Below are 23,103 nucleotides of genomic sequence, written 5' to 3'. Positions count from 1 at the left end.
CGTGAAGCGAGGGCGCCATTTTAGTGATTTAAGCGGGTCTGTCAAGCGTCTTTTTGAAAGATTTTTGCAAACCGTCTTAACTCACCTGAGGCACCCAAACTGCAGCACCCCGTGGCATGGCGCGCATTATAGGGCGTTTTTACATTGCTGCAAGCGGTTATTTTAGAAAACCGCTCAACCGCTGTTTAATTAAACAAAATGCCAGATTTTACCGAACCGCTGCTTTACGATTATTATATTCAGCAACCATCTGCTGCATTTGGCCTTCATCGTATGGCATCAGATTGCTCAGGATCATCCGCTTCTCACCTTTACCTATCTGTTCGCCCTGCTCCATCAAAGCAAACTCCAATAATGCATTACCGCGTTTGCCCTCAACTAATAAAGAGGATTTCGTCAGGCTTAAATCGACTTTTTGTTCAGGTAAGCGGCTAAAGCTCAATGCCATGCTCTCATATATAACAAGCGGCCGCGTCGGGTTAATCATCACCTGATGTTGCTGCATCAGAGGTTGCAATATATGCGGGAAGTTCTGGCCGGAGAATTTCACATAATCGCGGATCAGCGGTTCAATCACAGCCAGATCATGCTGACAAGCACCGCGGTGCTGCAACGACAAATACACTTTACCCTGACTGTCACAGATGCTGATGAGATTATCCTGCTCTTTACAATGCAGCATGACATCAGCACCGACCATACCGGCAAATTGACAACTCAGTTGTTCAGTAACGCCATACCGGGTAAGTAAGTAAGAAAACAGCAAATCCCCGGGGACACAAAAGCGCTTGGCATCTTCGTCATGGATCGGATTGAAATCTGTCGCCACCTGTTTGGCAAACTCACATGCCTGTTTCCGGCTAAAACTAAAACCTTCACTGCTTTGGTTAACGTACTTTTCTAACAACATCGATCACTGACTCTCTTCCGCTACAAGCCGGTCATTCTACCCAAATTTACAGCAGTAATGGTCCAGCCAGTAAAAAGTTAATATTCAAAGCAAAATATGCTTGCTTTTTAAACACCGACAAACTACTGTACATCCATACACTGTACAAATAAACATGTAGAGGCTGATATGTACAATCGTTTACCCGGCAATTCATACCACCGTTTTACCAAGACAGCTTATAACGATAGCAGCTTACTAAAAATACATTCTGTAACCGATAGCAATGCTGTGGCTTCTGATGACTCGCGACACAGTTTATTACAGCTTATTCAGCAGCATCAACACCAGCAAGGTTGGATCCTGCTGATCGCCCCCACTTATATACCTGATAAAGAGTGGGCAGAACACTATCAATTGTCATTACACAATGTCTTGGTCGTGCACCAAAAGCAAATCAGCGATCTGGGTGCAACAATTAAACAAGCATTAAATTCCGCCAGCTGTAAGGTTGTTATTAACTTTGCCAGCCAGTTAGATGCACTACAACTGGACGCTTGCCGTAAATTGGCAGTAGGCAATAACACCTGGTTTTATCAATGTGAACAAATGCAGCAGCTACAAGTAGCACATTAATTACGTTGCATGCTCAGACGACAAATTTAATAACCTAAGTTAAAATGACCGCTTTATACCGGTAAATAAGTTTCAATATGCAATGTTATTGCGGTTCAACACAAGCGTTTGAGCTCTGCTGCCAACCTTTTTTAGCCGGGATGGCCAACGCAGACAGTTGCGAAAAATTAATGAGATCACGCTACAGCGCATATTGCCTGCGTGACATTGACTATATATACCGTACTTATCATTTATCCCGTCGCGCTGATAATCCCAAGCCGGCTTTGGCGGCTTTTGCTGCCAATAGTCATTTTATCGCGCTTAAAGTACTGTCTTGTGAACAAAGCAGCCAACAGGGTTATGTCAGCTTCAATGTCCGCTACATGCAGCAGAATGTACTGTACGAGTTTACTGAACGCTCACGCTTTGTGTTTGAAGACGCCTGGTATTATGTTAATGGTGTTTTGACAGACACAACGCCGGTTAAAATAAACCGCAATTCCCCTTGCCCCTGTAACAGCGGGAAGAAGTTCAAACAGTGTAATCCGCACAGACTGTCCGGCAATTAGCTTACAGCCGGCATAACGCTAAGCCGCATTCATGCCATGTAGCTGTTGCAGCACTTCATAAAGCCCGGCAGGATTGGCATCCGGTTTATCCGGTGTCGACTGCTGCAAGCGTCTGCGGCTGTGCAGGCTCAGGCTTTGCAATATGTCGTCGCCCAAGCGGCTTTTATTGTCATACTGTGTTAACGGTGGCTGATTCAGATAAGTTACTAACTTTAATTGCGCTAATCCGCCCTGTTGCAGTGCGACACTGTGTTGCTGCATTAAATTGACATCGGTCTCAGTTTGGCAAAAAGCTCTGGCTTGTTGCACACCAAGTTGTTGCAGTAAATTCTGCTCAATACGCTCTGTTACTGCCTGGGGTGTAAAAAACTCTGCCGACTCATCAACAGCAGGTGTAAGCCATGCAAGATACATAGCAAAATCTGCCCGTTGCGAGTTTTGCAAGGCATGGTTTAATTTGCCATTAAGTTGCCACTCATTGATAACCATTGTCATTTTTAGCTAAGTTCACCGGTAAAAGTCTCTTCTTGTTGGAATTATCGGCAGTCAGACAAAAAAGTTGAGTAAATGGCTTTACATAAAAACGGAGTTTGATAATATGCCGTCCACTCGTGGAGGGGTTCCCGAGTGGCCAAAGGGATCAGACTGTAAATCTGCCGGCACTGCCTTCGAAGGTTCGAATCCTTCCCCCTCCACCATTTCTCATTTTCACACTGCCTGCTTTTTTGTTTACCTCTGTTATTACCTACACCAAACTGCCATTTTTACTATTGTTATTAATCTTCTTGCTTATCACCGGGTTATTTCCGACACTTAGTTTGTTTATTTCAATACTATGTGGTGCCGATGGATAACAAGACGCTTGAGAATCAACGGGTACTAATAGTTGATGATCAACGAGCCTTTCAGCTGATGTTTAAAGGTATCCTTTACTCTATGGGTGCTACCAATGTTGCTTTCGCCCCTACCGGCGAGCAAGCTTTGGCAAAATGCGCCAACGTCAGCTACGACATTTTATTTGTTGATTATCACTTAGGCATCGGCAAAAACGGCAAGCAACTGCTGGAAGATTTACGCGAAAAAAAATTACTGGCCCCGCACAGCATTTTTATGTTGGTTACCGGCGAGAACAGCGTTCCTATGGTAATGAGTGCGGTAGAGCTGGAGCCGGATGATTATTTAGTTAAACCTTTCTCACAAAATGTATTGCGCAGCAGGATCCAACGCATCAAGCGCAAGAAAACTCAGTTAGCCGCTTTATATCAAGCGCTGTTTGACCAGCAAGCTGAGCAGGTCATTGGCTTGTGTGAGCAGGAAATTGCCAGCGAAGGCCGCTACCAGCAATTTTGCAAGCGGGTGTTAGTCGAAAATTTAATCGCCCAGCAACAATACAACCAAGCAGAGCAAATATTACAAGCGACATTGTCACAACGACGTAACGGCTGGGCCTTGCTGCTGCAAGCCAGGCTCTGTTTTGAGCAACAGCGTTATGAAGAGTCGTTACTGTTATGCCAGGAGGCGATAGAAGATAATCGCTATTTCGCTGAAGCCTATGACATTCAGGCACAAGTTTACCTTGCTCAAAAAGAAGCGGAACTGGCTTTCAGCAGCATTCAAACTGCCGCAGAAATAGCGCCGTTTAATATGGCAAGGCAATACCTGTTGCTTGATATCGCCAGAGAACTAAACAACGTTTCGCAGCAGGTTCAAGCCAGCAAGCAGCTATATGAGATTACCCGGCGTTCCGTGAAACAGGATGTTGTGCATTTACTTAACTATATCCGCACCATAATAGACGCAGCTGTGGGTGCAGAAGACACCGCAATACGCAACCGCTATCTGCAGGAAGTCTCGCTGGCGTTACAACGGGTAAAGCGCGACGACAACATGACCCGTGAGATTGACTTTAATCTATTTGAAGACCTGTGTCAGGCCAGGTTGGAGTCGCTCAGTGGTGCACAGTATCAGGCAAAGAAAACCTATGCCGCTGTTGCTGAACAATTGCAACACGAGCATCAGGTGTTACCGGATGCGATATTCTTACTCAACCAAATTGGTGAATTTGAGCAAGCCACAGCACTAAAGCAATTACTGCCTGCAGAACATATGAAAAATCCGCTGTTAAAGGCCTTGTTTAATGATCAACAGAGTTTTGTTGACCAAAAACAGTTGCAGTTTGGCGAATTAAATAAAGCCGGCATTCAAAGTTATAAAACGGGTGACTACACAGCCGCTGTCAGCCGGTTTGAAGCGGCGTTAGAGCTGGCACCGATGAATACCGGCTGTGCCCTGAACCTGATCCAGGCTTCTATTCAACTGCTGAATAGCCAACAAAAACGGAAGTCTGTTGAATTATTCGAGCGTTGTAAAAAAACCTTCCGCGTGGTCGACAATATGCCGCTACCGGAACATCACCGAGTGCGCTACAAAGAGCTACTGCAACAGTTCGGCAAGCTACGGGAAGAGTTTCGCCGCTAATCAGCAGTGCCAAGTTGCGCTGCCAGCTCGCTAACCAAGGCACTGGCTCCGATGCGCATGCCGGAGCTGGTGGCAATTTTTCCGCTAATGTCTTCGTACAACTGCAGCAAATCTAATGCCTGTGCCACAGTCCGGATACCACCGGATGCTTTAAAACCAATATCTCTGTCTGCAGCCGCAATAACCGTCAGCATAATACGCGCAGCCTCGTGCGTAACGCCAACCGGTACTTTACCGGTTGAGGTTTTAACGAAATCTGCTCCGCATTCAATTGCCAGCTCAGTCGCTTTGGCAACTTGCTGGGCCGTTACCAGCTCACCGGATTCAATAATGATCTTCAGGCAGCAGCCGGCACTGGCCTGGCGTATGTCATACAGGAAACTTTTTACCAGCCCGTGCTCACCTCTGAGTAAAGCCTTGTATGGCAGCACACAGTCAATTTCTGTTGCCCCTGCCACAATCGCCTGTTGAATTTGTTCGCAAACCAGATCAGCCGGTAAATCACCGGAAGGAAAATTCACTACTGTTGCCAACGCAGCCTTTGCAGGGCGCTCTGGCCAGGCTTGCAGCACAGGTAAATATTGCGGATATACACAATACGCCGCAGCCGGCATCGACGGTATATTGTTAAGCCAGTCGGTAAATGAGCTCTGAGTTTCAGTGTCGTTTAATCTGGTGATATCAAGCAATTTCGCCAGCTGCTGCAGGCGTAATAGATTCGTCATAGGTTTGGGTCCGGTAATATCGCAGCCGTACAGGCTGTCTGATCATTATTTATATGCACTCTGTTGATGGCGTGGAGCTTAAACCAAATACCGACAAGAAAGCAAAACCCGTCAGAGAAAAAATAATTGAAAGTATTTTGAATTATTCCGCACGGTCGCAGTCCTATTTAGCAGTAGTTGTTAAGTAGTAACTGTTCTCTCCTGTTTCGATGTCCTAGTGTTTGCGCCGATCTTAGTATCGGCGCTTTTTTTTACAGTTCCAGCTCATATTGATGCTGCCTGAGCCAGATTTTTGCCTGCTCAGCCTGAGGATAATGCTCTGCGACCAACTGCCAAAAACGTGGTGAATGATTCAGGTGTTTAAGATGGGCCAGCTCATGCACCACCACATAGTCTGCCACCCAGGCAGGAGCCATCAACAAGCGCCAGTTAAACCCCAGCTGTGCTGTATTTTTACAATAGCCCCACTTCGTCCGCCAGTTGCCAATCACCAGGTCTGCTGCCTTAAGCTGCATCCTGTTTTGCCAATAGCCAACCCGTTCGGTAAACCAGTTTACGGCCTGTGTTTTATACCACTGTTGCAATAATGCCTGGACGCGGTTGTTATAGTCGCTGGCCTGCGTACGGCAAGATACGGTAACAACCAGCCTGTCGTTGCACAGGTCTACCGACGATTTTACCGCACGGCGTAACTCCAGAGTCAGCATAGTGCCAAGCAACGGCACCTGCTGCAGCGCCAGCCAATCTGGTTTCAGCTGCGCGGCGCTCTGCTGCAGATGCTTTAAGATCCACAGCTGTTTTTGTTCTACCAGTGTTTTAACATCAGCAAGGCCATAACCCAGCGGTGCCCGTACCGTCAGCTGGCCTTGTTTAATTTGCAACGCCACGCTGCGCCTTCTGGCACTGTAATGCACGCTATAACTGAATGACTCGCTTTCTACAACTAAGGCTGACAAAGAACTACTCCGGCGGCTGACTTATCGGTAACACTTAGGTTGTCATTGTGCCACAGCAGCAGATAAAGTGTTATGATCCAACCACTTTGCCGCATTTAACAGACTAAGGGCCAGCAGCAATATGAAAATTATTTCTTTTAACATCAATGGTATCCGCGCCAGATTGCATCAGTTACAAGCATTGATAGACAAACATCAGCCGGATATTATCGGTTTGCAGGAAATAAAAGTACATGACGATGAGTTCCCGCTGGCCGATGTACAGGCAATGGGTTATCACGTGTACCATTTTGGCCAGAAAGGCCACTACGGCGTTGCCATTTTAAGTAAGCAACCGGCGCTAAAGATGCAATATGGCTTCCCGACCGATGAAGCAGACGCGCAGCGGCGCATGCTTATTGGCAGCTTTGCCATGGCCGACGGCACGCCGCTAACGCTGCTGAACGGTTATTTTCCACAAGGTGAGAACCGTGAACATCCGGTCAAATTTCCCGCCAAAACACGGTTTTATGCCGATTTACAACAGTATCTGCTTAGCCACCATACACCGGACGAGCTGGTCGCTGTTATTGGCGATATTAATATTTCTCCGATTGATTTAGATATCGGCATTGGTGAAGCCAACGCTAAACGCTGGCTACGGGAAGGCAAAACCTCATTTTTGCCGGAAGAACGTGCCTGGCTGCAACGTTTGAAGGACTGGGGCCTGATTGATACTTTCCGTGCCTTGCATCCGACAGCCGACGCAAAGTACAGCTGGTTTGATTATCGCTCTAAGGGTTTTGATGATAATCGCGGCCTGCGCATAGATGTCGTAATGGCCACAGCACCATTGGCTCAGCGTTGCATTGAAAGCGACATTGACTATGAACTACGCGGCATAGAACGACCATCCGATCATGCGCCGGTGTGGTCCGTGTTTAACTAAGCTGTCTTTGGTGGCTGTAAGGTATTACAGCCACTGTTTAATAAAGGTTTTATCCAACTGCTGGTAGGCTTTTTGCAGTAATAAGGCCAAATCCCGATAACAACCGGGTTGTGATACCGGCGCCAACTTAATGCCATGCTGCTGCATTTGTTGGCTGATGTGTTGATACCAGGCGGCAATAGACGGCGGTAACGGTGTTGCTGAGCGAACTCCCAGCCAATACCAGCCCTGCAAGGGTAAACCGGCCAGAAAAAGCAACATAGTTAAAATTTGCGGCAAATGTGACATACCCAAATAACTAAGTTGGATTACTGCACTGAGCAATGCCAGCGCAGGTAAATAGCGCCATGCTATTGCAGTAAGCAAAATAACCTTATTTTCTACAAATAAGCTGTTCAACTCGGCCTTAGCTGGCCACTGCTTACTGTATTCGCGCCCTGCCCGCAAGGTCGTATAAAGCGGATACTGCATTACCACCCCCAACTTCGTCAAACTTCTGTTCAAACGATAGCATAAAATCGGCTCTGTTACCTCTGCAACGGCTTCAGCCATCCATGCGCGAGCTGCATCGCCTGGCACTAGCGTGCAGAAATCTACACAATAAATCAGTTACAAGCCGGATTTTCAGCGATATAACTGATAACAGCAGCGCATTTAAGCATTGGCAGGTACTGAAACTACTTTTTTATTGCTATTAATAGCGGCTTTAAGTTAAACCCAACCTAACAAAAAATATGCCAATACAAAATACTATTAACTTACAGAAAGATAGCAACGTTAAACAGTGTTACACACAAAGTTATCCACAAAATCTGTGGACAACCCAAACCTATACAGGGTGCTGAAACGGCCGCTGGTGTCAGGTTATTTGCCAACCAAAATACAGAGTTCAACAAAAATTCATATTGAATGTGTTAAATTGTCATATTTGCCAAAATTAACGTCTTTGATTTACCGCAGCTGACAACGGATATCGCCGCAGCAAAGCTGCCGATGGCAAGATGATCTCTTGAGTCCGGGCAGCAACCTGGATTAGGATAAGGACCCAAATCACTTTACGGATATACTGCCGTTGTTAACCTGGCTACCACAATTGACCGGACTTGACGGTATCGCCGTCAAAAGCCCGGCCAGCGGAATGATCTCGCCATTAAGCGTACATCCGGATCTGTTATATAACGCAAATGTCTTAGCGCTGGCTTTGTGTATCAAACTACAGCACGGTACACTGGTAGCGCCTTTTGCAGGGCACTACAGTGCTTGTCTGCAAAGTAACCGCCGGTTACGTTTCAGACACAGCAGTGGCTTAACCGCTCAACTGGATTTACCCCGCAGCCTGGCAAACTGTAACGGTAAAGGTGTCATAACATTAATTGCTCCGGGCAGTATGGTCCGCAGCGGTCAGCCGGTAGTGAAGCTTGATTTGCAGTCCCTGCAAGGAGACAGCGGTTGCTATGCAGTGCTAATGCTATTACCGCATCCGGCTATCGGCAACGCCTTTTGCGCTGCACGTTATGTCACGGCAGCAGAAGATACAGCAGTAATTATTCAGCTCAATAATAAGTAACCTATATGACGATTATCTACGGTATTAAAAATTGCGACACCATAAAGAAAGCCCGTAACTGGTTAGAGCAACAGCACATTCCTTATCAGTTTATCGACTACCGCAGCGACGGCCTGACGCCGCAGCAGTTGCAAATATTCAGTGCACACTGCGGCTGGCAAAACTTGCTTAATACCCGCGGCACAACATACCGCCAACTGCCGGCAAATGACAAAACAGACTTAACAGAAGAAAAAGCCCTGGCACTGATGTTAGCTCAACCGGCCATGATTAAACGCCCTTTACTGGTGCACAACGGAGAATACCATTTAGGTTTTAGCCCGGCAGACTATCAGCGTATTTTCGGACTCTCAGCATGACAGCAACCAGCGCAGTAATTGCCTTAACCAAAGATCTTATCTCCCGTCCATCTGTCACTCCGGAAGATGCCGGTTGCCAACAACTGATGGCGCAGCGTCTGTCTGCAGTGGGGTTTGACATTGAAGTAATGCACTTTGACGATACCTTAAACATGTGGGCAAGGCGCGGTAACGGTAAACCGGTATTCTGCTTTGCCGGCCATACCGATGTAGTACCGACCGGGCCGGTAGAGCAATGGCATACGCCGCCGTTTGAACCCACCATTATCGGCGATACCTTATATGGCCGTGGTGCCGCAGATATGAAAGGCAGCCTGGCAGCGATGGTGGTGGCAACAGAGCGCTTTTTGCAACGCTTCCCAACGCCAAAATTCGACCTGGCGTACCTGATCACCAGTGATGAAGAAGGTCCCTTTATCAACGGCACCAAACGCGTAATTGAAACCCTGGAAGCTCGTAACGAAAAAATCAGCTGGTGTATTGTCGGCGAGCCGTCCAGCAGCCAAAAGGCCGGTGATGTAGTTAAAAATGGTCGCCGCGGTTCCTTAACCGGCCATTTGACAGTAAAAGGTATTCAAGGCCATGTTGCCTACCCGCAGTTAGCGGATAACCCGGTGCATAAAGCCGCCCCTGCTTTGGCGGAGCTGGCAGCAGAGCAATGGGATAACGGCAATGCTTATTTTCCGGCGACCAGTTTTCAAATTGCCAATATTCATGCCGGTACCGGAGCATCAAATGTGATCCCGGGCGAGTTGAATGTCATGTTTAACTTTCGCTACAGTACACAAAGCAGTGCAGAGCAACTGCAACAACGTGTTATTGCCTTACTGGATAAACACGGTTTGAACTATGCTTTACACTGGACGCTAAACGGCTTGCCGTTTCTGACCGACAGTGGCAGCCTGGTGGCAGCTACGGTCAAAGCAATTTATCAGGTTCAAGGCTTTGAAACGCGGCTGGAAACCAGCGGCGGCACCTCAGATGGCCGCTTTATTGCCCCCACCGGAGCCCAGGTCGTTGAACTTGGCCCCTGTAATGCCACCATTCATAAAATTAATGAATGTGTGTCAGTAACCGATCTTGAGCAACTGGCAAAAATGTACGAAGCGGTATTGGAGCAGCTTGAACTAAGCCTATGACAACCATCAGTGATGCTATTCTGACCGGCCTGAGCGAGCAGCATCTGCTGACCGGGCCGGACGGTTTTATGCTGCATAAAGAGGTGGCTGCCCCCTTTGCGGCACTGTGCTTAGCGGCGCAGGCTGATGGCATTAGTATAAAAATTGTTTCAGCTTTTCGCTCGTACCAACGTCAGGCCGCAATTTGGCAAGCCAAGTTATCCGGTCAACGGCCGGTCTATAACAGCCAGGGCGACGTTATTGATATAAGCCGGTTAAGCGTCGCAGATAAATTGCACGCGGTACTGCTGTATTCGGCCTTACCGGGCGCCAGCCGCCATCATTGGGGTACCGAGCTGGATCTGTATGATGCTGCCGCTGTGCCGCAGGATTATAAGCCACAACTTAATCCTGCGGAGTATGGACCTGATGGTCCGTTTTCCCGCTTACAACAGTGGCTGAGCGCGCATGCTGCAGAGTTTGGCTTTTTCCTGCCGTACCGCCAATTTCAGGGTGGCGTGGCTGCCGAGCCCTGGCATATCAGCTATCAACCGCTTGCAAGCGAGTATCTGGCGGCATTTGATGCCGGTATGCTGCGCCAATGCATCAGCCGGCACCCACTGGCAGAGCAACAAACCGTGCTGACACAGCTGGATGCCATTTTTCGCCGCTATGTACTCAACATCTGTCAGGCCGGGGGATGAACTGGCCGTTGTTTTGGGCTTTGACATTAGCGTTTGGCGTGGTGCTGGGTAATATTATGCTGCTGAAACACGCGGCAAAGTTAAAAATGCCCTCAATGTCGCAGCAGCAAAAGGGCAATCCAGAACAGAATGCTGCTACTCGGCAGAGCCCTCAGCGCGATCAAACGCCGAATAACCCTGAATAAAACGTTGCAACTGATCGCGTAAATTAGGCGGCGTACCTTTGATCAGCAAAGTGTCGCTGTGTGGATCATACTGCACCCTGTCACCGAGCAGTTTTTGCTCAAAACTTAATGACAACCCGGCACCCTGACCGCTGAATTTAATCAATTTTTTCAGCTCTTTTACTTCCACCGGAAACTGCTCCGCCACTTCAAGCTGTTGCTCCTGGCAATAGCGCAAAAAGCCCTGCTGTTCCTGTTCATCTATCACCGCCGACAACTCGGTTAATACCACATCCTGGCCGGCTTTTGCACGCTCTTCACAGTAGCTGAACACTTGCTTTCTGGCATCATTCTTTTCGTTGTTATCAAATTCTGCTGCAGTGAAATACTCCTCCACAGAGGCCAGTACCACTTTACTGTTCACTTTAGCATCGGTACCTTCTTCACAGCCGAGAAAATCAAGGAAAAAGTCCGCCACTTTGCGCCCGGCACGCCCGCGGATAAAGCTGATGTACTTACCCTGCTCCGGCGAGCTTTGATACTCGGTTAAATCAATCCGCGCGGCCAGTTGCATACGGGCAATATCCAGATGCCGTGATGTCGCCAGCTCCAGCTCTTCGGTCAATGAGAAATGATCCTTACTGCCCAACAGGCAAAACAGCAGATAATCACTGGCCAGATAACGGTAATGACACACCAGTAAATAACCGCTCTCGGGCAACTGATGCGCCTGTAATTGTTGCTCCAGCGCTGCAGTTGAGGTATTGGCCAGCACCAGAAAATCTGAGGTTTGCTTTTGCCAATCGTGCAGTACTGTCATCACCTGCGGATCTTTATCGGCACTGAACGCAGCATAACCTTTAGCCGGTTTACCATTGTAGGCCAGATGCAACTGCTCAACCAAATGCGCCACAGCTGCCGTAGGTGCGACCAGTGACGGCCGGTAGTGTGCTTTACTCTGTGTTTGTTCATCCGGAGCGAGGTAATTTATTGCCAACTGCTGCACATCTACTGACATAACTTTTCCTGTTTAAAATGAATTCTGTTACTATTCTACCTGTTTAAACCACATGACTTGCGGATAATTCATGCCAATTGTATCAAAGTATTCCACCGCGCAGATTGAAAAACTGGTAAATCAATTACTGGACGTGCTGCACGGAGAAAAAGCCACCACTGAATTGAGTTTAATGTGTCTGGGTAACGCTATCAGCCACGTAGTGAACAGCAGCGTACCTGCTGCACAGCGTGAAGCTGTGGTTAGCCATTTTAACCAGGCATTAGCTGATGCCGTAACCACTAAGGTTAACTAAGCGCTTATGGTGCTGGAAAACAACCTGTCACTGGTTAAAAAAGTGAACCGGCTGCTTAATTGGGGCCACTGGTTCAGCTTCTTTAATATCCTGTTGGCGCTTGTTGTCACTTCAGTTTACTGGCTATCCGAGCCTGGCCCGGTATCTGCACTGGGTTGGTTATATTTGTTGCTGAACTGGATTGGCCACACCGCTTTTTTATGTTTTATGTTTTTTATCCTTACCGTGTTTCCGGTGTCGCTGGTATTTCCTTATCAGCGCCATGTGCGCGGTATGGCCGCCATTCTGGCAACAGTGGCTCTGGTACTGTTAATTTTTGATGCCTATGTTTATGCCAGCCTTGGCTATCATATTGGCAGCGCCTCGCTGGACCAGGCCATAGAGCTGCTGCGCCAGCAAATTGTCACCAATTTACGTAATTTTGTGCTGATTGTATTGGCGGTTGGCGCGCTGTTACTGGCTGTTGAGCTGACAATAAGCAATTATTGCTGGAAGAAGGTAGAGCGGTTAAAACAGTCCGGCGTGGCGACACCGTTATTTGCCATTTTTATCGGCAGCTTTATGCTCAGCCATCTGCTGCATATCTATGCTGATGCCAACTTAAAATACGACGTAACCCGGCAAGACAACGTGCTGCCGCTGTCCTACCCTGCTACCGCCAAAACTTTTTTAGCCCGCTATCAACTGGTTGATTTAAACAGCAGAGCGCAGCAACAACTCGACAAGTTTAGCTTGCCAGGCAAACTGGACACCGGCAATGCAATACAATGCAATGCTGAACACAGCAAAACCAGCACCTTGTTGCTGATCAGCGAACAACTGAGCCGCGCCCAACAAAGTATATTAAGCCAACAAGGTTTAAAACCGCTGGAACAACACTTTGCGCCAAAAACAGCCAACGAAGCCCTGCTTAATTTGTTGTACGGTAAGTTCTGGATTGATGAGAACAGCCAGGCACCGCTTAGCACTGAACCGGGTTGGCTGACACAATTACCGCAGGGGCTGCTCAGCATCAGCCGCGACAATAATACGCAGCCGGCAAATCTGCCCTGGTTGAAAACAGCCGCAGCGACCAGCCGGTACGCCATTATTTTTGACAACGCGCCCGAGCAACGTTGGGCGCAATATAAGCAGTACAACAACATCGTATTAATGACCACTACCGGCAAACACAACCAGTTTAATCTGGCGCCGGCACAAGTATGGTCAAACTGGACGGCACTGCGTCAATTGCAGCAACATCAGGTTACCCAGCATCTGGACTGGTTACCGACTTTGCTGGCACAGGCCGGTTGCCGCTCTCAGGCCAATTGGCTGGGCGACAACCTGCTAAAACCGCTGCCATTACCCAAGCTTAATATCAGTGGCGAAGAAATTATCAGCTTTAAAAAAGATAAAATGGTGATCCTGCGCGCCGATGGCAGTTATGGTGTCTGGTCGGCAGGTACCTTATTACCGCTGCAGGAGAAACCTGATCTGCCGATGCTAACCGACGCGCTAAAACGGATCGAGCAGGTAAATAACTAAAGCGGGCGCCATCCGGGGTTACCGCTGTTTAATGTTTGGTTCCCGACGGCCGCTTCGGCGGCCTGCCGGCAAGTTCCAGCTCTGCCAGATGCAACATATTGGTAAGCGCTATCGGTGCCACCGGTACTTGAAAACGCTCCAGATAAGCGATCTCAGCCTCCTTTAACATCTGCTGACATAACTGGTCATACATACTGAAGCCATCATAGGCTAACGGCTCCTGCAGCTCTGCCAGTTTCAACTCACGCTGACGGCGCATAAACCAGTGCAGCAAAAACTCATACTGCTTTACATCCAACCATTGCCGCCAGTCCATACCAACCTCCGTTATTGTTGCAACCAGCATACTACGTCGTTATTTATAAAAACGATTACAGCAAACAGATTAATTCACTTTAAACAATAATGAGAACAGCTATCATTTGTCTCACAGCACATACTGAGGATAGCAGCATGACCAAGACCATTACATTTGCCATTATGCATTTTACCATTGCCTTCGCCGTTACTTATTTGATCACCGGCAGCTTTGTACTGGGCGGTTTGATTGCCGTAATAGAACCGGCGGTAAATACGGTTGGTTATTTCTTCCATGAGAAAGTCTGGCAGAAATACGGCAAAGCGGAGCTGGCAGCAAAACCGCTAAAGTATTTCAACTAAAATGCTTAGCTTAATACCGCTTAATCACCGGTTCTCAGACCGTTTCCCGGCACCAGTATTGCTGCTGCTCTGCAGTTAAAAAACTCCAGGTCAGAATACGGCTGACTTTCTGGCCCTGGCGCATCTCAATCACCTCCGATTGCACCGCCCCCACACTACGTAGCAGTTTTTGCAGCGGTGCCAGGTGTTTTTGCTGTGACACCAGGCTGCTAAACCAGCACACCTGCGGTTTGAACAGCTGGCTTTGAGTAATCATCCGGCTGACAAACTTAAGCTCACCACCGTCACACCACAGCTCATGCTGCTGGCCGGCAAAGTTACGTCCTCCTTGCCCTGCTTTAGCAAGATTAGTCCATTTGCGGTTACTGGCAGCTTCCGCTTCTGCTGCAGAGGCAAAAAACGGCGGATTACACATAGTTAAATGAAAGCGCTGCTCAGCGGCTATAACGCCGGAAAATATCGCGTCTGCATCCTGCTGCGCTACTATGTTAATACGTGGCTTTAATACGGCGTTAGAGGCCACTATCAGAGCTGCGGCTTTAACCGCTACCCCATCAATATCTGTGCCGGTTACCCGCCAGCCATAACTTTGCGCGGCAATAATCGGGTAAATAACGTTAGCGCCGGTGCCAATATCCAGCAGTTGGATCTGTTTACCGGTTGGTAACGCCGGATAACTGCGCGCCAGTAAATCTGCCAGATAATGCACATAATCAGCACGGCCAGGAATTGGCGGGCATAAATAACCCTGCGGCAATTGCCAGTGTTTCACCTGATAATACTTTGCCAGCAGTGCCTTATTCAACATCAATACCGCCGCCTGGTCGGCAAAATCAATAGTTGGCTGTCCGTCAGGATTTGCACGCACAAAGGCGGCCAATTGCGGCTCTGCGCCAACAAGGGCGGGAATATCATAACGGCCCTGATGAAGATTACGTGGATGAAGTAACTGCGGTGAAGACACGGTTTGCGCCAGCCTGTTAAAAGAAAATCGGCGCTCAGTTTACCACGGCACAGCTAATATAAAGCAGCCCGGCAAAAAAACCGCTACAATAGCCGCCATTGTGATCTGCCCTGTCGGGCAAACTTATGGATACTGCATGCTGGCTCTTGGAAAAACTAACCGTTTAACGGTAAAAAAACAGGTTAAATTTGGCTTTTACCTTGATGGTTTAAGCTGGGGTGAAATTTTACTGCCAAACAATGTGGCGCCGGCCGGGTTAGAAATTGGCCGCGAGCTGGACGTTTTTTTGTATCTGGACTCAGAAGATCAACTGATCGCCACCACCGAGCAACCGAAAATTAAAGTCAGCGAAGTGGCGCAATTAGCAGTGGTTGCGACCACTAAAGTCGGTGCTTTTGTAAATTGGGGCCTGAAGAAAGACTTACTGGTCCCCTTTAGTGAACAGCAAATTCCGCTGAAAGAAGGCCAGAAATATCTGCTGTACTGCTACGTGGATAACAGCAACCGCATTGTAGCCTCGAGCAAGCTCGACCGTCACCTGCACAAAACCACACCACAGTACAATGCCGGCGACAAAGTAGACATTATTGTCAGCGAGCAAACCGACATTGGTTATAAAGCAATAGTGAACCATCAGCACTGGGGCGTACTATACAAAAATGAAGTGTTTAAACCGCTGCGCCGCGGTGAAAAAATGCACGCTTATATTGTAAAAGTGCGGGACGACGGCAAAATTGACCTGCGGTTAAATTCAACCACTTACAAACAAGCGCTGGAGCTGACGGAGCAGGTACTGAAGAAACTGCAGCAAAACGGTGGCAAGCTGGCATTAACAGATAAAAGTTCACCTGAGCTGATTTATGCCGCTTTCGGTGTCAGCAAAAAAGCCTATAAACAGGCGCTGGGTACGCTGTATAAAGATAAGAAAATTGTCATCCTGGAAGCCGGTATCATTTTGGTAACCAGTTAAAAAAGGGCCTTACGGCCCTTTTTAGTTACAACATCAGTCTTGAAAGCGCTTAAACTCTTGCTCTGCTTCTTCACGGCTCATGCCATAGTGTTCCTGCATTTTGCCGCAGAACTGCTCAAATCTGCCGTTTACTTCGGTCAGGTCATCGTCAGTTAATTTGCCCCATTTTTCTTTAACGGAACCTTTAACCTGACGCCATTTACCTTCTGCAATATCACTATTCATTATGTTGCTCCACTTTTGGTTAAACACTGAACGGGTTTAATACTAAGGCTGCAAATACGTGGTGGCGGTTAAGCCCTGTACTGCAACAGCAACTTAATAAAGCAATGGCTGTACCAGAAATAACAAAAAAATAACGCCATATATTTCATGGCGTTATAATGCATCAATCAGAATGTGGAAAATGCTGCTGTCAACGTTGGGTAGCTTTTACCGGTACCGTTGCAACTTTTGCCGATACATCAGCAGCTAACTACTGCGATTCTGCGGTTTAGACAACACCAGATGCACCGCACTGGTAGCGCGCTCCATAAAACCACCTTCGCAGTAGCACAGGTAAAAATGCCACAACCTTACAAAATTATCGTCATAACCCAACTGATGTACTTTATCACGGGCGTGCATAAAATTGTCACACCAGTCTCTGAGCGTGCGGGCGTAGTCAAACCCGATATCCTGTAAGTGGCGTACCACCAGGTCAGTTTTACGGCTTATCGCGTCTGTCATACGGCTGACAGACGGCAAACACCCGCCAGGGAACACATAGCGTTTGATAAAATCAACTTCACGCACATACTGCTGATACCGCTGATCAACTATGGTAATAGCCTGCAGCACCATCAAACCATCCGGCTTTAACAAGGCGGCACATTGCTCAAAATAAGTATCAAGATAATCTTCACCCACCGCTTCTATCATTTCAATTGATACCAGCTTGTCGTACTGGCCGCTTAGGTCGCGATAATCATTAAACAGTAAGGTGATCTGTTGCTGCAGACCAAGCTCTTCAACCCGCGCTTTGGCATAATCAAACTGCTGTTGTGAGATAGTGGTGGTCGTCACTTTGCAGCCGTAATGCTGTGCAGCAAAGATAGCCATACTGCCCCAACCGGTACCAATTTCCAGCAGATGATCTGTGGGTTTTAACTGCAACTTATCACAAATCATCTGTAATTTATGTTGCTGCGCCTGCGCTAAATCTGCACTCTGATGCGGATAGACTGCACTGGAATACATCATGCTGTTATCCAAAAACAAACGATACATGTCATTACCCAAGTCGTAATGAGCGGCAATGTTTTTTCTCGCTTGTTGTTTTGAATTACGGTTACGCCAGTTCAGCAGTTTTAACAACGGCCGGCCTAAGCGGGTAATGGCAGAGTCCAGCTTATCCAGCGTAGCAAGATTAAGCGCAAAAATACGCACCAAAGCCGTAAGATTATCGCAGCGCCACCAGCCTTGAATATAAGCCTCACCGCCACCTACAGAGCCTGCCATGACCATCTTTTGGTAAAACGCCGGGTCCAGTACCGTGATCACCGTTTTTAATTCAGCCTGTTCATCACCAAAACGTAAACGTTGGTTACCCTCTACCACGGTAATATCACCATGTTGTAACTGACTGATAAAATCCAGCGCAAACTTACGGCATAAACGGTCAAACCAGGTCAGGTTATCAAATACCGAGGCTTCAGTAAGACTCATTGTCATGCATTTTTATCCTTTGTTTTGGGGTGGCCGTGCACGGGTATACCTTTAAAATACAGTTTCAGTGCATGCCAATATATTCGCAGTACCACCTGTACGTTTTGCCATGGTTGGCGGATCAACCAATTTCGCTTCCACTGGGCGGTCAGCTCCTGCCGTTGCAAACTGATCCAGGCACTGAAAATCTGTTTATTATCCTGACTGTTGGCAATACTGCAGCGCAAGCTTTGCTCAGGTGGGCTGATTTGCCAGTGATACTGCATATCTAACGGGTGAAACGGTGATACGTGAAACGCTTTTCGGTGCTGATAATGCTGCTGGCCGGCCACTATAGTTTGTAAATAGTAATGCCGCTCGTTCCAGGGTGTGTTGGTTACTTCAGCAAGCAGATAACAAAAGTTGTCATGTTCATCATAGCAGTAGTACAGCGTAAGCGGGCTGAAATACAACCCCCAGTTTGCCAACGGCGTTAAGATAAATACCTTTGCCGGGGTTATGCTGCCACCAAGCTCAACGATTTTCTGACACACAGCGGCATATACCGTATCCGCACCGGCAACATAGTCTTTACGGCGAAAACTCAATGCGCCAAAGCGCTCGTAGTTAATGCCTTTAGCTGCCAGCGCGCGGCTATTCAGCGCCGTACAATCCAGCCAATAATGTGCCAATGGGTAGCTGAAGCCGTGCCGGCGCGGTGTTAAGCGCAAATGCCCTACCTCGCCCTGATACACTGCATGGCCGGTTTGCATCAGTACGCCACGCCCAATAAAGCAGCTACATCCACTGCGCTTCTGGCACCGTCTTCATGAAAACCGTTGTACCAGTAAGCACCGCAAAAGTAGGTATGGTTGTGGCCGTTTATTTTGCTGCGTTGTTTCTGCGCAGCCAGCGTATAGTGGTTATACACCGGGTGCTCGTACTGATACACACCAAGTATTTTTTCCGCTGCAATGGCTGGAGTGTTATTTAACGTAACACAAAACGTCACCGGCGCCGTAATGCCCTGCAGCAAGTTCATATTGTAGGTTAAGGTAGCCCGGTCATTAACATTAGCGTCAAGGTTATAATTCCAGGCAGCCCAGGCAGCTTTGCGCTTAGGTAACAAGCGGGTATCGGTATGTAACACCACGTCGTTTTTCTGATAAGCAATACCTCCCAGCACCGCCCGCTCCTGCTCTGTGGCGCTGTCACCGAGTAAGCGTAGTGCCTGGTCACTGTGGCACGCCAGCACCAGCTTGTCGTAGTGCTCTGTGCGCCCGTCAGCAAAGCTCAGCGTAACGCCGTTATCGTCACGGTTGATAGCCGTGATATGCTGGTTCAGCTTAACAATGTCGGCACCAAGCCTGGCTTGCAAGGCGTCAACATAACGTTTCGAACCACCCTGGATCACCGACCACTGCGGCCGGTCATTAATATTCAGTAAGCCATGATTATTAAAGAAGCGTAGAAAAAACCGTACAGGAAAAGCCGGCATATCCGCAAGACCAGCTGACCAGATAGCGGCGCCCATCGGCATCAGATAGTTATCACGAATGGCGGCACCAAAATCGTGTTTAAGCAAAAAATCACCCAGCGACAGGTCCAGGTCTGCATCATCGGCTGCCAGCAAGCGCTTGCCCAGCTTATTAAAACGCATAATATCGGCCAGCATAAACCAGAACGACGGCCGTAGCAGGTTACGGCGCTGTGCGAATAAACTAGCCAGCGTATTGCCGTTATATTCGAGGTTTTGCACGGTGTTCTTTACTGAAAAACTCATTTCAGTGTGCTGAAACGGCACACCCAGCTCAGCGATAAAGCGGTTGAATATCGGGTAAGTGCGGTCATTAAACACAATAAAGCCGGTGTCGATGGCATACGTTTGCCCCGCTACATCTACCTCAACCGTTGCCGTATGGCCGCCCAGATAATCGTTTGCTTCGAGCAAGGTTACATCGTATTTTTGTTGTAACAAATACCACGCCATCATGCCCGAAATTCCACCACCTACTACTGCTACGCGCATACTGCTTCCTTTATCCTGCCATACGTTGTTTAACTTTGCCGGTTAACCAGCCAAGCACCGGCAAATGCCGGTATACCATTTCATTTAAATCATAATAATCGCGATGATAAACAATAAGGTCATCTTGCCATCGCAGCACTGTGCAGCCTTCAACCTCAATCATCTTGCCGTTGCCGATAGCTGGGTGGGCAAAGCACATACGCCAGCTGACAAAGCCCTGCGTGCCCTGCTCCATAGCGTCAAGGCCGGTGAACCGGCAATGTTGTAACCGGGCATAGGCGTTAGCAAAATACTTATTTAACGCCGCACTGCCATGAATCTCGTGCACAGGGTCAATAAACACCACATCAGCATGGTATAGCGTATCCAGCAACTGCATATTATGGTTTGATAAAGCGTTATAAAATGCCAAAAACTGCTCAATACGGGGTGTGGTTACAGTGTTCATCCGGGTTTCTTTACCTCAGCAAAAAGGGCTAATGTCTGCTTACGTGCTACCGCATGGTCTACCACCGGTGCGGGGTAGCCTTTAACACCACCCAACGCATGCGGCCAGTGCAGTGCTTTGCCTTGCAACTTACTCAGCTGTGGCACATACAAACGAATAAAGTCGCCTTGTGGATCAAACTTTTCACTTTGACTTAGCGGGTTAAAAATACGGAAATACGGCGCAGCGTCGGTACCGGTAGACGCAGCCCACTGCCAGCCGCCGTTATTAGCGGCAAAGTCGCCGTCAATCAGTTTTGACATAAAGTAACGCTCACCCAGACGCCAGTCGATATGCAGATCTTTTACCAGAAAGCCGGCCGTGATCATGCGTAACCGGTTATGCATCCAACCGGTTTGGTTAAGCTGTCGCATTGCGGCATCGACAATCGGATAGCCTGTCATGCCGTCACACCAGGCCTGAAACAAGCTTGGATTGTTATTCCAACGAATCGCTGCCGTGTCGGCTTGAAACGGTTGATGTTTGATCAGCTGCGGATAAGCCACCAGAATGTGCTTATAAAATTCACGCCAAATCAGCTCAGACAGCCAGACTTCCGCACCGCTTTTATCCTGCTGCCAACTGTCTGCCGCCTCCAGTTGCAGCCGCGCTACACACTGGGCGGGTGATACTACCCCCAGCGCCAGATAAGCTGATAATTTTGACGTACCGTCAATCGCCGGAAAATCACGCGCCTTGTGATAATCCTGTACTTTTTCGCGACAAAATGCCCGCATCAGCTCCAGTACTTGCGCTTCGGTTACCGGCCACTGCGCTGAGCTGTTGTCGCCGTTTTTCAGCGCGGGCAATGCAGGCAGCGCTAACTGCAGGTTGGCAGCCGGCAGTGCTTTTGGCCGCGCGTAGCAATGTACGCCCTGCTCTTTAAGCTTTGCCAGCCAGGTGCGCTTAAAGGGGGTAAACACTTTATAAATATCGCCTTGTTGCGTGCGTATTGTGCCCGGCGGCATAAGGCATTGGGTATCAAAGCAGATAAACTGGCCATCTTGTGCCAGCACTAACTGCTCCACCGCCGCATCACGCTGTTGCTCACGCAGCTCGTACTCAGCTTGCACAAATACTTTCAACTGATACTGCCGGCACAAGGCTGCAAAAACAGTACTTACCTGCTGATAGCTGCTGCCCTCAACTGCCAGCAGCGGAATATTTAACGTTGCAATTTCCTGTTGCAACTGCACTACACGGCGGCGGATTAAATCCTGCTTTATCGGCGCCATATCATGCAATTGCCAGGTTTCCGGCGTAGCAATAAACAGCGCCAGCACTGCAGCACCGGTTCTGGCAGCATCTTCCACGGCACTGCTGAGTACCGCATTATCATAGCAACGCAAATCATTGCGTAACCACACTATATTTAGAGCTTGCATATCAGGCTCGCAATCCGAGGTTTTCCGGGTAAGGGGCAAAGTAGCGTTGGTTGCTGACATAGGCGTTTGGCTGCTGTTTTAAATGGTGCTGCAATAAGGTCAGTGGCGCCAGCAGCGGCACAAAACCCTGACGATAGCGGTGGATCAGCTCAGATAATTCCTGCTTGGCATCTGCAGTTAAACCGTGTTTTAAAAATCCCTGCAAGTGCTGTAACACATTAGTGTGCTGCTTACGCGTAGCGATATTTTTCAGTGCCTGCATTAAATCAAGCAAATAACGCTGCTGTAACTCTTGCGGCGCAAACAACTTGGCCTGTGCCACTAAGCGGCCGAGCTCACGATAGGCTACCGGGCTGTGTGCCATCACTAAAAATTTGTAGCGGCTGTGAAACGCCACCAGTTTGCCGACGCTGAAACCATCCTGCATTGTTTGTTGATAGTCATAGCAACTGAATACACGACAGATAAAGTTTTCTTTTAATGCCGGGTCAAATAAGCGGCCGTCTTCCTCTACCGGCAACCAGGGGTAAGCATGCATTAACTGCCGGGTATAAAGCCCAACGCCCAACTTACCCAGTTGTTGTCCTTTGACATCAAACAGCCGTACCCGCTCCATACCGCAGCTGGGCGATTTGGCGCACACAATGTAGCCGCTAAGCGACGACAGCTGAGGCAGCTTAGTCTCAGTAAACGCCAACATGGAGTTTGTATGATCAACAGCGGTGTTATTGCTTTGTACCAGGTGCACCTTGTTCTCATCATCCAGTTGTAACCTTATGGCAGGGCGTGGCGCACTCATGCCGATGGCCATTTCCGGACACACCGGCACATACTCAACCAGCGGCGCTAACTGCTGCAAACAAAAAGCCGATGCCTTGTGCCCGCCGTCGTAGCGCACTTTATCGCCTAACACACAGGCACTGATCCCCAGCTTAATCGTCATAACTTTACCGCCTGAATTACGTCGCTATTACTTACACAGCATACGCTATTTCGGATCGGAAATT

Annotated in this window: 28 protein-coding genes and 1 tRNA gene; 14 read left to right on the top strand and 15 right to left on the bottom strand. The window is 48.3% G+C overall.

Translation table 11 applies throughout. The features are described from left to right. Nucleotides 1-208 precede the first annotated feature (208 nt). A complete protein-coding gene (locus tag Q8O77_RS14950) occupies nucleotides 209-910 on the bottom strand; it encodes a DUF3581 family protein (RefSeq protein WP_305554831.1) in 702 nt (233 codons plus the stop codon). A gap of 168 nt (nucleotides 911-1,078) precedes the next feature. Between Q8O77_RS14950 and Q8O77_RS14945 the strand changes: the two genes are divergently transcribed. Continuing rightward, nucleotides 1,079-1,525: a SulA-like leucine-rich domain-containing protein gene (locus Q8O77_RS14945; RefSeq protein ID WP_305554828.1), complete on the top strand. Its 447-nt coding sequence runs from the start codon at nucleotides 1,079-1,081 to the stop codon at nucleotides 1,523-1,525. A gap of 170 nt (nucleotides 1,526-1,695) precedes the next feature. Continuing rightward, nucleotides 1,696-2,076 carry a YchJ family protein gene (locus tag Q8O77_RS14940; protein WP_305554825.1) on the top strand — a complete coding sequence of 127 codons (381 nt, stop codon included), beginning with the start codon at nucleotides 1,696-1,698 and terminating at the stop codon, nucleotides 2,074-2,076. Between the two features lie 18 nt (nucleotides 2,077-2,094). Here the strand turns inward: Q8O77_RS14940 and Q8O77_RS14935 are convergent, their stop codons facing one another. After that, nucleotides 2,095-2,571 carry a VC2046/SO_2500 family protein gene (locus tag Q8O77_RS14935; protein WP_305554821.1) on the bottom strand — a complete coding sequence of 159 codons (477 nt, stop codon included), beginning with the start codon at nucleotides 2,569-2,571 and terminating at the stop codon, nucleotides 2,095-2,097. A 118-nt stretch (nucleotides 2,572-2,689) separates the two neighbouring features. Here Q8O77_RS14935 and Q8O77_RS14930 point away from each other — a divergent pair. Beyond that, nucleotides 2,690-2,774, top strand: a tRNA-Tyr gene (locus Q8O77_RS14930). 148 nt (nucleotides 2,775-2,922) lie between these two features. After that, nucleotides 2,923-4,554, top strand: a complete 1,632-nt coding sequence (locus Q8O77_RS14925) for a response regulator (protein ID WP_305554818.1) — start codon at nucleotides 2,923-2,925, stop codon at nucleotides 4,552-4,554. On the opposite strand, the gene deoC is transcribed toward Q8O77_RS14925, so the two are convergent. Both deoC and Q8O77_RS14915 read right to left on the bottom strand, forming a co-directional pair. Then, complete coding sequence (gene deoC / locus Q8O77_RS14920; protein ID WP_305554814.1) at nucleotides 4,551-5,279, bottom strand: deoxyribose-phosphate aldolase; 729 nt, start codon at nucleotides 5,277-5,279, stop codon at nucleotides 4,551-4,553. The genes Q8O77_RS14925 and deoC overlap by 4 nt on opposite strands. Before the next feature lie 251 nt (nucleotides 5,280-5,530). Continuing rightward, a complete protein-coding gene (locus Q8O77_RS14915) occupies nucleotides 5,531-6,235 on the bottom strand; it encodes a M48 family metallopeptidase (RefSeq protein ID WP_305554811.1) in 705 nt (234 codons plus the stop codon). A gap of 121 nt (nucleotides 6,236-6,356) precedes the next feature. Between Q8O77_RS14915 and xthA the strand changes: the two genes are divergently transcribed. Beyond that, nucleotides 6,357-7,163 carry an exodeoxyribonuclease III gene (gene xthA, locus Q8O77_RS14910; protein ID WP_305554808.1) on the top strand — a complete coding sequence of 269 codons (807 nt, stop codon included), beginning with the start codon at nucleotides 6,357-6,359 and terminating at the stop codon, nucleotides 7,161-7,163. Between the two features lie 24 nt (nucleotides 7,164-7,187). Here the strand turns inward: xthA and yfbV are convergent, their stop codons facing one another. Then, nucleotides 7,188-7,715, bottom strand: a complete 528-nt coding sequence (yfbV, locus tag Q8O77_RS14905) for a terminus macrodomain insulation protein YfbV (protein ID WP_305554805.1) — start codon at nucleotides 7,713-7,715, stop codon at nucleotides 7,188-7,190. A gap of 520 nt (nucleotides 7,716-8,235) precedes the next feature. On the opposite strand from yfbV, the gene Q8O77_RS14900 reads away from it, so the two are divergent. Genes Q8O77_RS14900 through Q8O77_RS20115 form a run of 5 tightly spaced genes read left to right on the top strand, consistent with a single transcriptional unit; the run spans nucleotide 8,236 to nucleotide 11,096 of the window. Beyond that, nucleotides 8,236-8,730, top strand: a complete 495-nt coding sequence (locus tag Q8O77_RS14900; RefSeq protein ID WP_371133490.1) for a PTS glucose transporter subunit IIA — start codon at nucleotides 8,236-8,238, stop codon at nucleotides 8,728-8,730. A 5-nt stretch (nucleotides 8,731-8,735) separates the two neighbouring features. Beyond that, nucleotides 8,736-9,089 carry an ArsC family reductase gene (locus tag Q8O77_RS14895; protein ID WP_305554802.1) on the top strand — a complete coding sequence of 118 codons (354 nt, stop codon included), beginning with the start codon at nucleotides 8,736-8,738 and terminating at the stop codon, nucleotides 9,087-9,089. Further along, the gene (gene dapE / locus Q8O77_RS14890; RefSeq protein ID WP_305554799.1) at nucleotides 9,086-10,228 is read left to right on the top strand and encodes a succinyl-diaminopimelate desuccinylase; all 1,143 of its coding nucleotides are present in this window, start codon (nucleotides 9,086-9,088) and stop codon (nucleotides 10,226-10,228) included. Before Q8O77_RS14895 ends, dapE begins: the two co-directional genes overlap by 4 nt. Then, nucleotides 10,225-10,911, top strand: a complete 687-nt coding sequence (locus Q8O77_RS14885; protein ID WP_305554796.1) for a M15 family metallopeptidase — start codon at nucleotides 10,225-10,227, stop codon at nucleotides 10,909-10,911. Before dapE ends, Q8O77_RS14885 begins: the two co-directional genes overlap by 4 nt. Further along, a complete protein-coding gene (locus Q8O77_RS20115; RefSeq protein ID WP_371133489.1) occupies nucleotides 10,809-11,096 on the top strand; it encodes a DUF2897 family protein in 288 nt (95 codons plus the stop codon). Before Q8O77_RS14885 ends, Q8O77_RS20115 begins: the two co-directional genes overlap by 103 nt. Here the strand turns inward: Q8O77_RS20115 and yejK are convergent. Next, nucleotides 11,047-12,093, bottom strand: coding sequence for a nucleoid-associated protein YejK (gene yejK, locus Q8O77_RS14880; RefSeq protein ID WP_305554793.1), 1,047 nt, complete (start codon nucleotides 12,091-12,093; stop codon nucleotides 11,047-11,049). The two genes, Q8O77_RS20115 and yejK, sit on opposite strands and share 50 nt — an antisense overlap. A 70-nt stretch (nucleotides 12,094-12,163) precedes the next feature. On the opposite strand from yejK, the gene Q8O77_RS14875 reads away from it, so the two are divergent. Then, a complete protein-coding gene (locus tag Q8O77_RS14875) occupies nucleotides 12,164-12,388 on the top strand; it encodes a DUF1414 domain-containing protein (protein ID WP_305554790.1) in 225 nt (74 codons plus the stop codon). Between the two features lie 6 nt (nucleotides 12,389-12,394). Beyond that, the gene (locus Q8O77_RS14870; RefSeq protein WP_305554787.1) at nucleotides 12,395-13,915 is read left to right on the top strand and encodes a DUF3413 domain-containing protein; all 1,521 of its coding nucleotides are present in this window, start codon (nucleotides 12,395-12,397) and stop codon (nucleotides 13,913-13,915) included. Nucleotides 13,916-13,943: 28 nt separating this feature from the next. On the opposite strand, the gene Q8O77_RS14865 is transcribed toward Q8O77_RS14870, so the two are convergent. Then, nucleotides 13,944-14,231: a hypothetical protein gene (locus Q8O77_RS14865; RefSeq protein WP_305554784.1), complete on the bottom strand. Its 288-nt coding sequence runs from the start codon at nucleotides 14,229-14,231 to the stop codon at nucleotides 13,944-13,946. A gap of 137 nt (nucleotides 14,232-14,368) precedes the next feature. On the opposite strand from Q8O77_RS14865, the gene Q8O77_RS14860 reads away from it, so the two are divergent. Continuing rightward, complete coding sequence (locus tag Q8O77_RS14860) at nucleotides 14,369-14,575, top strand: DUF2061 domain-containing protein (protein WP_305554781.1); 207 nt, start codon at nucleotides 14,369-14,371, stop codon at nucleotides 14,573-14,575. Nucleotides 14,576-14,609: 34 nt separating this feature from the next. Here Q8O77_RS14860 and rlmF read toward each other — a convergent pair whose 3' ends face one another. After that, nucleotides 14,610-15,539 carry a 23S rRNA (adenine(1618)-N(6))-methyltransferase RlmF gene (rlmF, locus tag Q8O77_RS14855; protein WP_305554778.1) on the bottom strand — a complete coding sequence of 310 codons (930 nt, stop codon included), beginning with the start codon at nucleotides 15,537-15,539 and terminating at the stop codon, nucleotides 14,610-14,612. Nucleotides 15,540-15,675: 136 nt separating this feature from the next. Between rlmF and Q8O77_RS14850 the strand changes: the two genes are divergently transcribed. Then, nucleotides 15,676-16,509, top strand: coding sequence for a S1 RNA-binding domain-containing protein (locus Q8O77_RS14850; protein WP_305554775.1), 834 nt, complete (start codon nucleotides 15,676-15,678; stop codon nucleotides 16,507-16,509). A gap of 33 nt (nucleotides 16,510-16,542) precedes the next feature. On the opposite strand, the gene Q8O77_RS14845 is transcribed toward Q8O77_RS14850, so the two are convergent. The 7 genes from Q8O77_RS14845 to Q8O77_RS14815 all read right to left on the bottom strand — a co-directional run bounded on the left by Q8O77_RS14845 (nucleotide 16,543) and on the right by Q8O77_RS14815 (nucleotide 23,039). Beyond that, complete coding sequence (locus Q8O77_RS14845) at nucleotides 16,543-16,734, bottom strand: CsbD family protein (protein ID WP_305554773.1); 192 nt, start codon at nucleotides 16,732-16,734, stop codon at nucleotides 16,543-16,545. A gap of 246 nt (nucleotides 16,735-16,980) precedes the next feature. Beyond that, on the bottom strand, nucleotides 16,981-18,222 hold the full coding sequence (locus Q8O77_RS14840) for a cyclopropane-fatty-acyl-phospholipid synthase family protein (protein WP_305554770.1): 1,242 nt from the start codon (nucleotides 18,220-18,222) through the stop codon (nucleotides 16,981-16,983). Further along, nucleotides 18,219-18,968, bottom strand: coding sequence for a DUF1365 domain-containing protein (locus Q8O77_RS14835; protein WP_305554767.1), 750 nt, complete (start codon nucleotides 18,966-18,968; stop codon nucleotides 18,219-18,221). The genes Q8O77_RS14840 and Q8O77_RS14835 overlap by 4 nt, the downstream gene beginning before the upstream one ends. Next, a complete protein-coding gene (locus Q8O77_RS14830) occupies nucleotides 18,968-20,224 on the bottom strand; it encodes an NAD(P)/FAD-dependent oxidoreductase (protein WP_305554764.1) in 1,257 nt (418 codons plus the stop codon). The genes Q8O77_RS14835 and Q8O77_RS14830 overlap by 1 nt, the downstream gene beginning before the upstream one ends. 10 nt (nucleotides 20,225-20,234) lie before the next feature. Beyond that, a complete protein-coding gene (locus Q8O77_RS14825) occupies nucleotides 20,235-20,672 on the bottom strand; it encodes a nuclear transport factor 2 family protein (RefSeq protein WP_305554761.1) in 438 nt (145 codons plus the stop codon). After that, nucleotides 20,669-22,096, bottom strand: a complete 1,428-nt coding sequence (gene phrB / locus Q8O77_RS14820) for a deoxyribodipyrimidine photo-lyase (protein WP_305554758.1) — start codon at nucleotides 22,094-22,096, stop codon at nucleotides 20,669-20,671. Before phrB ends, Q8O77_RS14825 begins: the two co-directional genes overlap by 4 nt. Nucleotide 22,097: 1 nt before the next feature. Beyond that, the gene (locus Q8O77_RS14815) at nucleotides 22,098-23,039 is read right to left on the bottom strand and encodes a DUF523 and DUF1722 domain-containing protein (RefSeq protein WP_305554756.1); all 942 of its coding nucleotides are present in this window, start codon (nucleotides 23,037-23,039) and stop codon (nucleotides 22,098-22,100) included. Between the last annotated feature and the right edge of the window lie 64 nt (nucleotides 23,040-23,103).

This window comes from Rheinheimera sp. (assembly GCF_030690345.1).
Lineage (GTDB): Bacteria > Pseudomonadota > Gammaproteobacteria > Enterobacterales > Alteromonadaceae > Alishewanella.
This window is presented reverse-complemented; position numbering and strand designations above follow the sequence as displayed.